This window comes from Streptomyces deccanensis (assembly GCF_022385335.1).
Taxonomy (GTDB): Bacteria; Actinomycetota; Actinomycetes; order Streptomycetales; family Streptomycetaceae; genus Streptomyces; species Streptomyces deccanensis.
On record NZ_CP092431.1, the window covers coordinates 8,771,554 to 8,784,740 of the forward strand.

Here is a 13,187-nt window from a genome sequence, read left to right on the forward strand (position 1 = left end):
CTTGCCGTCCACCACTGACAATCCCGCTCTCCCGCGCGCGCAAGTCGCCCTAGGAGCCCGCTCCCAGCACCGCCCTGCGTTCATCGTCCGTCAGGGGCGGTTCCGTCAAAGGGGGTTTGAGCGGACCGCGCAGCACGGCGAGGACGACCTCCGGCCGGACGAGGGCGCTGATCGGCGCGGTGAGGGTGACCACGCCGAGGTACGGCCTGAAGGCCAGGGGCCGGCCGAGCGCGGTCCGCATCAGCCGCTCCACATAGCGTCCGAAGAGCCTCTGGGCCGCGTTCGGCCGCTTGCCGATGGCCTCCGGGTACCGGATGTCCGTGCCGGTGGCCAGCTCCCAGGCCAGGGACACCGGCTTCGCCACGGCCCTCTGCACCCGGCGCGCCAGCCCCGGCGCCGTGAGGCCGAGCGCCGCGACCCGTTCCCGCAGCGCGAGGGCGCTCTGCGCGGCGACCGACATGCCGTGGCCGTAGATCGGGTTGTACGTGGCGACCGAGTCGCCGATCGCGACGAAGCCGTCGGGCCAGCCGGACACCTTCTCGAAGAAGCGCCGCCGGTTGATCGTGCTGCGGGTGACCACGACGTCCGTCAGGGGCTCGGCGCGGGAGATCAGCTCGCCCACGACGGGATGCCGGACGTCGTCCCGGGCGAACGGCTCGAACTCCTCGGCACGGGCGGTCGGTTGCCCCCCTCGGGTGCCCGACAGCGTCACCAGCCACCGCCCGTCCTCGATGGGCACGAGCGTCGCGCTGCGCCCCGGCACCGGCTGCGACCCGTCCGGCTGCACATTGACCACCGGGAACTCCTCGGTGCCCGCCGGCGCACGGAAGATCCGGCTCGCGTACACGAGCCCGGAGTCGACCTCCTCCATCGGCGCGGGCGCCACCCCGAGCGCGTCGAGCCAGGCCGTGCCCCGCGAACCGCGCCCGGCGGCGTCCACCACGAGATCGGCCGTGAGCACCCGTTCCTCACCGTCGGCGGAGGAGACCCGGATCCCCGTCACCCGGGAGGCGTCGCCCGCCAGGCCCAGGATCTCGGTGCGGTCCAGCACGGTGACGCGGTCGTCGGCGACGAGCCGGTCACGGACGACCGACTCCAGCAGATCGCGACTGCACGCGATCATGAACTCCATCTCCGGCCAGCGGCGCAGCCAGCCCTGCGGCGACAGGGACACCAGCCCGGTCGGCAACGGGATGCGCCGGGCGCCGGCGGCCACCCAGGCGTCGGTGACACCCGGCAGCAACTCCTCCATCGCCCGGGCCCCGCCGGACCACAGCAGATGGGCGTGCCGGGCCTGCGGCACGCCCTTGCGGGGCTCCGGCCCCTCGGGCAGCGCGTCGCGTTCGACGACGGTGACCTCGGCGTGGTCGCGCAGCGCGGCGGCGGCCAGCAGGCCGGCCAGGCCCGCGCCGACGACGACGGCACGCCGGGGAGTCGTGCTCGCGCTGTCGTGCGGGCCGCTAACGGGTTCTCTCATGGAAGTCGCTTCCTGACCTGGTCGCGGCGGCCCATTCGCGGGCGGCCGCTACGACGGGTGACTGACGCAGGGCGATGGACATCCGTACGAGATCACGGGGGTTCTCGGCCGGCGGGGCGGGGGCGTCGGCCGGGGCCGAGCTGATGACCCGGCCCTCCGGGTCGTCCGCCTTCGCCCGCACCGCCGCCGTCACCATCGCCGCGTCGGCCTCGGCCCGCGCCTGGACGGGCTCGGAGCCCGACGCGACGGCCGCGTCGTAGGCCTTGGCCCGCACCGCGGAGTCGAAGTACGGGTACAGGCTGAGCATGCCGTCGTGGATGTCGGACTCGCGCTGGGTCATCTGCAGCCGGGCCGGCGCCCACCAGGAGATCCGCACCTCGTGGCTGGCCTGGGCCCAGACGGGGCGCAGTTCCCGCCAGAGCGGGCCGAGCCGGCGGTACATGGACCAGATGGTCCAGGAGTCGCCGAGGCGCTCGCCGGCCAGCGGCAGACAGAAGCCGACCGCGCAGACCTGCGCGCCGACCGACGACAGCACGGGCGCCACGTACGTGCTCAGATAGTCCAGGTCGCCGCCCTGCCAGCGGGCCACCACGGCGATCAGCTTGACCCCCGCGAACGGGACGTTGAGCAGGAAGCCGAACGCGATGATCAGCAGCCCGGCGCGCAGCCAGCCGCGCACCTGGAGCGCCCACCGCCAGCACATCACGTTCATGGCGAGGCCCGCGACCATGAACCCGGTCAGGTACAGCACGATCATCTCGCGCAGGAACGGGGAGTTGGCGTAGTACGTGTCGAAGTCCCGCACCCGCTCCACGGGGGCGTCGCCGAGCACGAACAGCGTCACGATCGCCGCGCACACCGCGCCGTACCCGGCGATCCAGCGGCGCGAGAGGCGACGGGTCGTCTCGGCCGGGCCGCCCCGCCAGTTGGTGATCAGCACCAGACAGGAGCCGCTGAACGCGCTCAGCAGCAGATAGACCACGGCGGCCGAGACGTTGGTGACGCCGGTGACGCGGTTGAGCTCGACGATCGTCGGCGGCGCGGCGAAGCAGAAGACCAGGGCGGCCAGCGTCATCAGCGCGCACACGGATCTGATCAGCGGATCGCCCCAGTTCCGCAGCAGCGCGGGCGTCTTGAGGGCGAGCGCGATCGTCATCGCGACGGCCGGAATGTAGTAGCTGGACCCGTCCATGGCTTCGGTGTTCTCGGTCTCGGCGTCTCGGCGTTCCGGGGCCGCTCAGCCCTGCGGCCCGCGGTAGCCGAGCGAGGCGCCGATACGGCCCGCCAGGTGATCGCGGCGCACCGGCCCGCGCAGCGCCGAACCGGCCAGCCAGGTACGGCACTTGCTGGCCAGCAGCAGTCCGAAGCTCTCGGCGTCCTGTTCGTCGGACAGGTCGAAGCGGGTCCGGGCGGCGACTCGCAGCACGGTCTCCCGCAGATCGGCGTCCTGGCTCAATAAGCGCGCGGCGACGGCGGCACCGTCCACGTGCTGACCGCAGTGCCCCGCCTGCATGTGCCACAGCTCGTGGCCGAGGATCACCAACTGGTGGTCGGGTGCGGTGCGTTCCTCGATGACGACCAGGTCCTGTTCGGCCATGTCCAGCCACAGCCCACTGGCCGTACCGGGCGGGAAGGCGGCGGTGCGGTAGTGGACGGGGCGGCCGCGGCGTCTGCTCATGGCGTCGCACAGGGCGCTGTAGAGGTCGGCGGGGTCCGCCGGTGCCGGCAGGGTGAGTTCGCCGACCAACTCGCCGCACAGGCGGCGCATTTCCTTTCCGATGCCCACAGATCTCCCCCGGTCAGGACTCGGGCCGCTTGACGCTCTCCAGCAGCATGTCCAACCACTCCGCGACCTTGTCGCGGTGCTGGTCGGTGGGCAGCTGCGCCGCCCGCCAGGCGATGGAACGCACACCGTGGTTCTGGAGCAGCCGCTGCAGAGGGTCGTCCGCGGCCTCGGCCGCCGCCCGCTCGCGGTCGGCGAGCTGCTGGAGGAGCTCCTGCTCGGTCCGCATCAGGGCGCTCGCCAGCGCCTCGGGATCCTCGGCGGTGAGGAAACCGGCGTGCACTCTGAAGAAGCGCTGGATGGCGTCGCAGTGCTCCATCGTGGGACGCCGGTCCCCGTTGATCAGGGCACCCGCCTGCTGGCGCGACATGCCCGCGCCGTCGGCGATCTCCTGCTGGGTGTACTTGCGGCCGTTGGGCTTGAGCCGGGTGCGTCGCAGCAGGTCGAGGCGTTGCAGAAAGCGGGCCTGGACGTCCGGCTCACCGGCGCGCCGGCCGCTCAGCAGGGCCTTCACGACCGGCTCCGGCACACCCGACGCCACCGAGAGCCGCCGGGTGTCGAAGACCTCCGCGTGCCCCACGCGCAACTTGTCCGCCAGCGCGGTGACACGGGCCACGACGGCCGGCAGCAGAACCGTCGCCGCGGCGTCCGGAACCTCGAAGCCATCCGTCACCGACAGATCTCCTACGTCTCTCTCAGGCCAATTTCGCGGTACTGCGGAATCCGTGGATCCAAGCCTGGCGCGAGACCCTGGTCCCGGCAAGTACACCGTGAACTGCGGGGAGACTAGCGGTTCGGTCGAACTCACATCCAGGTCTCGCCACAACTGTGGCGAGATTCAGCCGTCAACCGTCGCCGAATGCCACGATAGTTGACACGCCTCCGTCCAGGGCAGGAGGATCAAGGAGCCGCGTGAAGGCCGCATAGGCAAGAGGGGTGACCTCCCGATGGCATATCAGGCAGGAGGGCAGCGGTCGGTACCGCGGCCCGTCCCCGACACTCTCGAAGCCCAGGAAGCACAGGCATACCTCCAGGACTACGCCGTACTGCTGGATTCCGTCCTGTTCCCGTCCGTCGTCCTCGACCACCGCTGGGACGTCGTCCTGAGCAACGCCGCGTTCCGGGCGCTCTTCACCGGCGTGGGACCCCACCCGACGGCCATGCCGGACGACAACTTCCTCCGCTTCGTGCTCTTCCACCCGGACGCCGCCACCGTCCTCGGTGACCACGAGTCCAGCTGGTGCCTGCCGATGCTCGCCCACTTCGCCGCCGCCGTGGAACGCCACCCCCAGGACCGGGGCCTGCAGTCCATCCGCCGCGAGATCGCCCAGGACCCCATCATGGACGCCGCCTACCGCCACGGACTGCCGCACTGGCTGCGCACCGTCGGCCCCGGCGCCGGCCGGCACGACGGCGCCGTGCGCCCCGTGGTCCACCCCGATCCGCGCTGGGGCGCCACCCTCTGCCGGGTCGTCGGCGAGAGCCCCGACGCCCTCCACGACCTCGGCTACCACCGGATGACCCTCGTCCTGCGCGAAGTGGGCCGCCCGACCGACCCCGCCCGCAGGGCCCGCCGGCCCCGCCGCGCCGCATCGACCCACCTGAGCGTGGTGCCCTCCCCCGAGAGGTGAGGGACACCCCCTCCGGCGCCGCCGGCGTTCAGGTCGCCGACGGCGCCGGAGGTCAACCCTTGTCCACGACGACCCCCCGTTTGGCCGCCTGGATCTGCTCGTACACCTGGGTGCGCAGTTCCGCGAAGCGCGGTGCCACCCGCGTGTGCAACTGGTCGCGCTCCGCCGGGAGATCGATCGTCAGCCGCTCCTGGACGACCGTGGGGGGGGGCGGAAAGCACCAGGACACGCTCGCCCAGGTAGACGGCTTCGTCGATGTCGTGGGTGACGAAGAGGATCGTGATCCCCCGCTCCCGCCACAGCACCCGTACCAGGTCCTCCAGCTCGGCACGGGTCTGGGCGTCGACCGCCGCGAACGGCTCGTCCATCAGCAGGATCTCCGGCTCGTACGCCAGCGCGCGGGCGATGGCCACGCGCTGCTGCATGCCCCCGGACAACTGCCACGGGTACGCGCCCGCGGCGTCGGACAGACCGACCGAGGCGAGCGCGTCGTCCACCAGCCCGCGCCGCCGCTCCCTGCCGAACCTCTTCTGCTTGAGCGGCAGTTCGACGTTGTCGCGGACCCGCATCCAGGGGAAGAGACTGCGCCCGTACTCCTGGAAGACGACCGCCATGCCCGGCGGTGGCCCCTCCACCGGCCGTCCCCCCAGACGGACTTCACCCGCCGTCGGCCGCAGCAGCCCGGCCACGCACTTCAGCAGGGTCGTCTTGCCGCAGCCCGACGGGCCCACCAGACAGACCAGTTCACCCCGGTCGACGGTGAAGGTGAGGTCCCGCACCGCCTCCACCCGTCGCCCCGCACCCTCGTAGACCTTCTTCAGGCCCGCCACGTCAAGCAAGGCGTGCATCGCCTGCCGCCCCTTCTCGAGTTCCACTACGACCGCCGGGAGGACGCGCGCAGACCGTGGTACCAGCCGAGCACGCGCCGCTCGACCAGCCGGAAGACGACGGACAGCATGAACCCCAGCAGACCGAGGACGAGGATGCCGGTCCACATGTCGGGGATCGCGAAACCGCGCTGGAACTGGACGATGGTGTGGCCCAGTCCGTTGCTGGACGCGGTCATCTCGCTGATGACCATCAGGATGATGCCGACGGACAGCGCCTGGCGCAGCCCCGCGAAGATCTGCGGGCTCGCCGAACGCAGCACGACGTGCCGCAGCCGCGCCGCGCCCGTGATGCCGTACGACCGGGCCGTCTCCGCCATCACCGAGTCCACCGCGCGCACGCCCTCGACCGTGTTGAGCAGGACCGGCCAGACGCAGCCGCTCGCGATCACGGCGATCTTCATCGTGTCGCCGATGCCCGCGAACAGCATGATGACCGGGACGAGCACCGGCGGCGGCACCGCCCGCAGGAACTCCAGGACCGGTTCGCAGACCGCCCGCACCCGCCGGTAGGAGCCGATGACCGTGCCGAGCGCCACACCGACGACCGCCGCCAGGGCGTAACCGGCGGTCAGCCGCAGCAGGCTCGGCAGGACGTCGGCGCGCAGCCGCTCGGCCGTCCAGACGTCCGGGAAGGTGTCGAGGATCGTGCGCAGCGGCGGCCAGTACACATCGGTGCTGTCGTCCGACGCGAGCCACCACACGGCGACCAGGACGAGGGGGAGGGCGACGACGAACAGCAGCCGGAGCAGGACACGGCTCACACCGCCACCTCCCCGCGCACCGACTGGTGCCAGGCCAGCGCCCGCCGCTCCACCGTCCGCGCCCCCACGTTGATCAGCAGCCCCAGCAGTCCGGTGACCACCACCAGGGCGTACATCTCCGGCACCGCCTGCGAGGTCTGCGCGACCGCGATGCGCTGCCCCAACCCCGGTGCGCCGATGACCAGTTCGGCGGTCACGGCGAGGATGAGGGCCACGGCGGCGGCCAGCCGGACGCCCGTCATGACGTACGGCAGGGCGGTGGGCCACAGCACATGGCGGATCCGCGCCCAGGTGCCGAGGCCGTAGGAGCGGGCGGTCTCCTCCGCGACCGGGTCGACGTCCTGGACGCCGTACAGCGTCTGGATGAGGATCTGCCAGAAGGACGCGTAGACCACCAGCAGCAGCACCGACCGCAGCTCGGTGCCGTACAGCAGGACCGCGAGGGGGATCAGGGCGACCGAGGGGATCGGGCGCAGGAACTCGATCGTGGAGGACGTCGCCTCGCGCAGATACGGCACGACGGCGATGACGACCCCCACCGCGATCCCGGCCGTGACGGCGATCAGCAGCCCCACCGCCCAGCCGGTGAGGGTGTCGCCGAGCGCCGTCCAGAAAGTTCCGTCGGCGAACTCGGTGCCGAGCGCGCCCGCGACCCGGCTGACCGGCGGCAGGAAGTCGTCCTCGACGACGCCGAGCCGCGGGACCGCCTCCCACAGGGCGAGGAATCCGGCGAGGCCCGCCGCGCCGAGGACGGCGTGGGAACCCCTCACGGCAGCAGCTCGTCCAGGTCCGGGGACTTCTCGAACAGGCCGTCGCGCTGCCCCAGTTCGGCCAGCCGCTCGATCGACGCCCGGTCCGGCTCGGCGGGCCAGCGGGGCAGGACGACCGTCTCCAGCAGGCTCTCGGGAATCTTCGTGTACGTGGTGATGATCTCCCGTACCTCGTCGGGGTGTTCGTCGGCGTACGCCAGCGACTCGGCCGTGGCCTCCTGGAACTTCTTCACCAACTCCGGGTTCTTCCGCGCGTACTCCTGGGAGGTGAAGTACATGGCCACGGTGAGGTCGGGGGACACGTCGACGAAGTTCGACGCGAGGACCGTGCCGCCCTGGGACTTGATGGTGGCGAGCGCGGGCTCCACCACACAGGCCGCGTCGACCTGCCCTTTGGACAGGGCCGCCGGCATCTGGTCGAAGGGCATCTCCACGTACTCGACCTTCGACGGGTCGCCGCCGTCCTTGCGGACCGACTCGTTGACCGAGGTGTCGCAGATGTTGCCGAGGGTGTTCGCCGCGACCTTCTTCCCCTCCAGGTCCTTGGCGGACTTCAGGGGGCTGCCCTTCGGGACGGCGATCTCCGCGAAGTCGGCGCCCGCCTTCCCGGTGGAGGCGACCCCGTTCACCACGGCCTCGACCGGCATGTTCTTGGACCGGGCGACCAGCAGGGAGGTCATGTTGCTGAAGCCGAAGTCGAACTGGCCGGAGACGACACCGGGCACGATCGCCGCCCCGCCCTGGGCGAGCGTGGGCTCCAGCTTCAGCCCGCGCTCGCCGTAGAAGCCCTTCTTCTCACCCAGGTACAGGGGAGCGACGTCGATGATGGGGATGACACCGAGCTTGAGGGTGGTGGTGCCGCCGGACGCCGAACCTCCGCCGTCCGAACCGGAGTCCGACGAGCCGGAGTCGGACGAACCGCAGCCGGTCGCGGCGGTGCATAAGATCCCGGCCGCGAGGCCGATGAGCAGACGACGCATGACTCCCCCTGATGGAACCGCGCTTCGACGGGTTACCTCGACATGCTGTGCGCACACCGCACAGAAGTGCTCAGCGGGAAGGTAGAACGCCGTCGGTTGCGGGTCAATGGCCGTGCTGCGCACGGCGGTTGACAGTCGCTGCTCGATCCCGAGCGGTGCGGCGCGGCCGGCGACCGCACTTTGTGAGGCCTGAGCCGGGGTGCCCCGGCCGGGCCGGGCCGACGCCGGGGGTCACGGCTCGCGCCCGGCCCGCGCCACCGCCACTACAGGTCGAGCACCAGCCGTGACCCCTGGCAGCGGGACACACAGATGAGCATGGTCTCCCCGGCCGCGCGCTCGTCCTCGCTGAGCACCGAGTCACGGTGGTCCGGGGTGCCCTCCAGGACGTCCGTCTCGCAGGTGCCGCACGTGCCCTCGGCGCAGGAGTACAGCACCTCGACCCCGGCGGCCCGCACGGTGTCGAGCACGGAGACCCCGACGGGAACCGTGACGGTCTTCCCCGACCGCTCCAGCACGACCTCGAACTCGCCGTCCGGGCCGGTCTCCTGCTCCTTCGGCCGGAACCGCTCGACCCGGAGCGACGTCCCCGGGCACCGCTCCTCGACGGCGTCGAGCAACGCGCCGGGACCGCAGCAGTAGACGAGGGTGTCCTCGGGCAGCCCGTCCAGCACGGACCCGAGGTCGAGCAGCCCGGTCTCGTCCTGCGGGGCGACCGTCACCCGGTCCCCGTACGCGGCCAACTCCTCCCGGAACGCCATGGACGCACGGCTGCGTCCGCCGTACAGCAGTGACCACTCCGCGCCGGCCGCCTCGGCGGCGGCCAGCATCGGCAGGATGGGCGTGATGCCGATGCCGCCGGCCACGAAGCGGTAGCGGGGCACCGGCTCCAGCGCGAAGTTGTTCCGCGGCCCGCGCACCCGGACCTTGTCGCCCCGCGCCAACTCCGTGTGCACGTACGCCGATCCGCCGCGCCCGTCGGGCTCCCGCAGCACCCCGATCCGCCAGGTGTGCCGGTCCGCCGGGTCGCCGCACAGGGAGTACTGCCGCTCCAGCTCGGGACCGAGCAGCACATCGATGTGCGCGCCCGGCTCCCACACCGGGAGCTCCTCGCCCAGCGGATGCCGCAGGGTGAGGGCGAGAACGCCGTCGGCGGCGAACTCCCGGCTGTCGACGACGAGTTCGGCCTCGTAGACGGACGAGGTGGAGGATGCGGTGGAGGACGAGGTCATGTGCTGTTTCCTTGCGGCTCGTGTCCTTGCGGGTGGGCGAGCATCCACTCCCACATCTCGATGGGGTCCTGCGCGGTGTGCTCGCGCCCGCAGTGACAGGTGCCGTGCAGGATGTCCGTGCCCGGCAGCCAGGCGATGCGGTAGACCTCCCCGGTCCGGAACCCGGGCGACGTGGTCACTGGACCTTCTCCACCGGCTTCTCGCCCTGCTCGACCAGCCGGGCGAGGATGCGGCGGGCGGCCAGACCACCGGTGTCGATGTTGATGCTCAGCTCCTGGTAGCCGGTGCGCTCGGAGCCCAGCGTCTCCTGGAGCAGGTTCAGCGCGACGACGTCCTGCATGACGACCGTGTGGTTGTTGCCCTTGAGGAACTCGGTGACCTCGTCGTCGTCGGTCGCCCAGTCCCGGGAGACCATCCAGAAGTCGTAGACCTTGCCGTCCGTGGACGGGGTGATCGCGTAGGTGATCTCGGTGTGGAAGCCGTTCGGGTCGCTGCCGTCCGCCTCGGGGAGCACGCCCACGGGCGCGATCCGGCTGTGCAGCAGATACAGGCAGGGCGCGAAGTACTCGATGTCCTGCCAGCGGGTGATGCGGCCCTCGATGCCGGTCGACTTCGCGTAGAACGGGGGGCACTCCGCGTCGTCCATGTGCCGACTCACCCGCACCACGCCCGCGCCCTCGTCGACCTCGGTGGTGATCGGCGTCTCGGCGACCTCGGGGGTGCCGATGTAGCCGCCGTGCAGATACGTCTCGTGGGACAGGTCGAGCAGGTTGTCGACGAGGAGGCCGTAGTCGGCGTCGATCGGCTCCATGCCGCGCACGGTCGTCCAGCCGGGGGCGGCCAGGTGCTTGGCGCGCGGGATGGTCTGCGGGTCGGCGAGCGCCGGGTCGCCTATCCACACCCAGATCAGCGAGTCCTGCTCGACCACCGGGTAGGAGGCGACCCGAGCCGTCCGGGGGATCCGCTTCTGCCCCGGCACGTACACGCAGGCGCCGGTCGTGTCGTACGTGAAGCCGTGGTAGCCGCACACGATCCGATCCCCGTCCAGCCCGCTCTTCGACAGCGGGTACCGGCGGTGCACACACCGGTCGTGCAGCGCGACCGGCGTCCCCTCCTCCTCCGTCCGGTAGAACACGAGCGGCTCACCGAGGATCGTCCGACCCAGCAGCTCCCGCCCGACCTCTTCGGCGTAGGCGGCGACGTACCACTGATTCCTGGCGAAGGCGGTCATGTGAGGCATGGCGATCCCGTCCCTGAGAACCCTGAGAACCCTGTGAGCGGGGCCACGTCACCCCGCGTGCCACCACATTCCTGAGCGGGCCAGGACCCGGGCAAGACCGCTTCCGTCAGACGGAAGGGCCGCCGCGTACGGCTTTGCCCGGCCGTGGCACGCCCGCCCGGCGCTGTTCGCGCGGCGGCCCCCGGCGCGTCACACCCGCGCCACGGACCCTTCCCCGGCGTTCGTTCCTCTTGGACCATTCCTTGCGCGCAGGTCACATCCGACGCACCACGTCAGGACAAGAGGTCTTTCACCCATGCCTGAAGTCAACCGGCGGCGATTCCTCCAAGTCGCGGGCGCCACGACGGCGTTCAGCGCACTGTCGGCCAGTATCGAGCGGGCCGCGGCGCTGCCCGCGCACCATGGTTCCGGCACCATCGAGGACGTTGAGCACATCGTCGTCCTCATGCAGGAGAACCGGTCCTTCGACCACTACTTCGGCTCGCTGAGAGGCGTACGGGGCTTCGGCGACCCGCATCCGGTGACGCTGGACAACGGCAGGAGCGTGTGGCACCAGTCGGACGGCACGAAGGACGTGCTGCCGTTCCACCCCGAGGCCGACGATCTCGGCATGCAGTTCCTGGAGGGCCTGCCGCACGGCTGGCCGGACGGGCACGCCGCCTACAACGGCGGCAAGTACGACAAGTGGGTGCCGGCCAAGGGCACCACGACGATGGCGTACCTGACGCGTGAGGACATCCCGTTCCACTACGCCCTCGCCGACACCTTCACCGTCTGCGACGCCTACCACTGCTCGTTCATCGGCTCGACCGACCCCAACCGCTACTACATGTGGACGGGGTACACGGGCAACGACGGCAAGGGCGGCGGCCCCGTCCTCGGCAACGACGAGCTGGGCTACGACTGGACCACCTACCCCGAACGCCTCGAAGCCGCCGGGATCTCCTGGAAGATCTACCAGGACATCGGCGACGGCCTGGACGCGGCCGGCTCCTGGGGCTGGATAGCCGACGCCTACCGGGGCAACTACGGCGACAACTCGCTGCTCTACTTCAACAAGTACCGCAACGCCAAGCCGGGCGACCCCTGGTACGACAAGGCGCGCACCGGTACGAACGCCAAGGCCGGCGACGGCTACTTCGACCTGCTGAAGGCCGACGTCAAGGCGGGGAAGCTGCCGCAGATCTCCTGGATCGCCGCGCCCGAGGCCTTCTCCGAGCACTCCAACTGGCCCTCGAACTACGGCGCCTGGTACATCTCCCAGGTCCTCGACGCGCTGACGTCCAACCCGGCGGTCTGGGCGAAGACAGCCCTCTTCATCACCTACGACGAGAACGACGGCTTCTTCGACCACCTCGTGCCGCCGCTGCCGCCGCGCGGCGCGGCCCACGGCAAGTCGACCGTAGACGTGTCCCTCGACCTCTACAAGGGCGACGCCAACCGGGTCGCCGGGCCCTACGGCCTCGGCCCGCGCGTGCCGATGCTGGTCGTCTCCCCCTGGAGCAAGGGCGGTTACGTCTGCTCGGAGACCCTCGACCACACCTCGATCCTGCAGTTCATGGAGCGGCGGTTCGGGGTGCGCGAGCCCAACATCTCGCCGTGGCGGCGGGCCGTCTGCGGTGACCTGACCTCCGCGTTCGACTTCTCCCGCAAGGACACCCGGCCCGCGGCGCTGCCGGACACCGACGCGTACGAGCCGCCGGACCGAGAGCGGCACCCCGACTACCGGCCGACCGTGCCGGCGGACCCGAGCATGCCCCGGCAGGAACGGGGGCTGCGGCCCGCCCGGCCGCTGAAGTACGCGCCCCGGGTGGACGGTTCGGCCGATCCGAAGGCCGGGACCCTCACCCTGACGTTCGCCTCCGGCGGCAAGGCCGGCGCGGCGTTCCTCGTCACGTCCGGCAACCGTACGGACGGGCCGTGGACGTACACCACCGAGGCGGGCCGGACCGTGTCGGACACCTGGGACTCCGCGGTCTCCGGCGGCTCGTACGACCTGACGGTCCACGGGCCGAACGGTTTCCTACGGGTCTTCGCGGGGCCGGGGCGGACGGTCGGGGGCGGGCCCGAGGTCACCGCGCGCCACGTCGGCGACGACGTGGAACTCACCTTCACCAACAAGGGTTCCGCCGCGGTCAGCCTGAAGGTCGCGAGCGCGTACGGCGGCCGGGCCCGTACGGTCCGGGTGCGGGCCGGGGCGACCGTCCGGCAGGTCGTGGAACTCCGGTCCAGCCGCCGCTGGTACGACCTGACGGTGACCGGCGAGAAGGGCTTCCTCCGGAGGTTCGCCGGACACGTGGAGAACGGACGGGCCGGGGTGAGCGATCCGGCGCTGGGGGTCAGGTAGGGCGCGTGGGGGCTCGGCGTGCCTGAGGCTTGGGGCGCCTGAGAGCTCGGTGGGGGCTGTGAGCGGGCGGCGAGCGGCC

The 13,187-nt window shown here is 71.3% G+C and carries 12 protein-coding genes and 1 pseudogene; 2 read left to right on the top strand and 11 right to left on the bottom strand.

Annotated features, from left to right (window positions below; genetic code table 11):
* Positions 1 to 49 precede the first annotated feature (49 nt).
* From L3078_RS38605 to L3078_RS38620, 4 genes are read right to left on the bottom strand one after another with little or no spacing between them, the layout of a single operon-like run.
* Positions 50 to 1,477, bottom strand: coding sequence for an FAD-dependent monooxygenase (locus L3078_RS38605; RefSeq protein WP_239758795.1), 1,428 nt, complete (start codon positions 1,475 to 1,477; stop codon positions 50 to 52).
* Positions 1,461 to 2,669 carry an MAB_1171c family putative transporter gene (locus L3078_RS38610; RefSeq protein ID WP_239758797.1) on the bottom strand — a complete coding sequence of 403 codons (1,209 nt, stop codon included), beginning with the start codon at positions 2,667 to 2,669 and terminating at the stop codon, positions 1,461 to 1,463. The genes L3078_RS38605 and L3078_RS38610 overlap by 17 nt, the downstream gene beginning before the upstream one ends.
* A gap of 45 nt (positions 2,670 to 2,714) precedes the next feature.
* Positions 2,715 to 3,245: a toxin-antitoxin system, toxin component gene (locus L3078_RS38615; RefSeq protein ID WP_239758799.1), complete on the bottom strand. Its 531-nt coding sequence runs from the start codon at positions 3,243 to 3,245 to the stop codon at positions 2,715 to 2,717.
* A 31-nt stretch (positions 3,246 to 3,276) separates the two neighbouring features.
* Positions 3,277 to 3,933: a helix-turn-helix domain-containing protein gene (locus L3078_RS38620; RefSeq protein ID WP_239758801.1), complete on the bottom strand. Its 657-nt coding sequence runs from the start codon at positions 3,931 to 3,933 to the stop codon at positions 3,277 to 3,279.
* Between the two features lie 274 nt (positions 3,934 to 4,207).
* Here L3078_RS38620 and L3078_RS38625 point away from each other — a divergent pair, with 274 nt between their 5' ends.
* Entirely contained in the window at positions 4,208 to 4,891 is a 684-nt protein-coding gene (locus L3078_RS38625; RefSeq protein ID WP_239758803.1) for an MmyB family transcriptional regulator, read from the top strand.
* Between the two features lie 52 nt (positions 4,892 to 4,943).
* Here the strand turns inward: L3078_RS38625 and L3078_RS38630 are convergent.
* From L3078_RS38630 to L3078_RS38660, 7 genes and pseudogenes are all read right to left on the bottom strand, one after another.
* A pseudogene (locus L3078_RS38630) lies at positions 4,944 to 5,739 on the bottom strand (ABC transporter ATP-binding protein).
* Positions 5,740 to 5,765: 26 nt separating this feature from the next.
* The gene (locus tag L3078_RS38635) at positions 5,766 to 6,542 is read right to left on the bottom strand and encodes an ABC transporter permease (RefSeq protein ID WP_239758805.1); all 777 of its coding nucleotides are present in this window, start codon (positions 6,540 to 6,542) and stop codon (positions 5,766 to 5,768) included.
* Positions 6,539 to 7,312: an ABC transporter permease gene (locus tag L3078_RS38640; RefSeq protein WP_239758807.1), complete on the bottom strand. Its 774-nt coding sequence runs from the start codon at positions 7,310 to 7,312 to the stop codon at positions 6,539 to 6,541. Before L3078_RS38640 ends, L3078_RS38635 begins: the two co-directional genes overlap by 4 nt.
* Positions 7,309 to 8,292 carry an ABC transporter substrate-binding protein gene (locus L3078_RS38645; RefSeq protein WP_239758808.1) on the bottom strand — a complete coding sequence of 328 codons (984 nt, stop codon included), beginning with the start codon at positions 8,290 to 8,292 and terminating at the stop codon, positions 7,309 to 7,311. Before L3078_RS38645 ends, L3078_RS38640 begins: the two co-directional genes overlap by 4 nt.
* A gap of 263 nt (positions 8,293 to 8,555) precedes the next feature.
* Positions 8,556 to 9,521 (bottom strand): PDR/VanB family oxidoreductase, encoded by a 966-nt coding sequence (locus tag L3078_RS38650; RefSeq protein ID WP_239758809.1) that lies wholly within the window; start codon positions 9,519 to 9,521, stop codon positions 8,556 to 8,558.
* Positions 9,518 to 9,700, bottom strand: a complete 183-nt coding sequence (locus L3078_RS38655) for a hypothetical protein (RefSeq protein ID WP_239758810.1) — start codon at positions 9,698 to 9,700, stop codon at positions 9,518 to 9,520. Before L3078_RS38655 ends, L3078_RS38650 begins: the two co-directional genes overlap by 4 nt.
* Positions 9,697 to 10,761 (bottom strand): aromatic ring-hydroxylating oxygenase subunit alpha, encoded by a 1,065-nt coding sequence (locus tag L3078_RS38660; RefSeq protein ID WP_239758812.1) that lies wholly within the window; start codon positions 10,759 to 10,761, stop codon positions 9,697 to 9,699. The genes L3078_RS38655 and L3078_RS38660 overlap by 4 nt, the downstream gene beginning before the upstream one ends.
* Before the next feature lie 295 nt (positions 10,762 to 11,056).
* On the opposite strand from L3078_RS38660, the gene L3078_RS38665 reads away from it, so the two are divergent.
* Positions 11,057 to 13,108: a phosphocholine-specific phospholipase C gene (locus tag L3078_RS38665; RefSeq protein ID WP_239758814.1), complete on the top strand. Its 2,052-nt coding sequence runs from the start codon at positions 11,057 to 11,059 to the stop codon at positions 13,106 to 13,108.
* Positions 13,109 to 13,187: the final 79 nt, after the last annotated feature.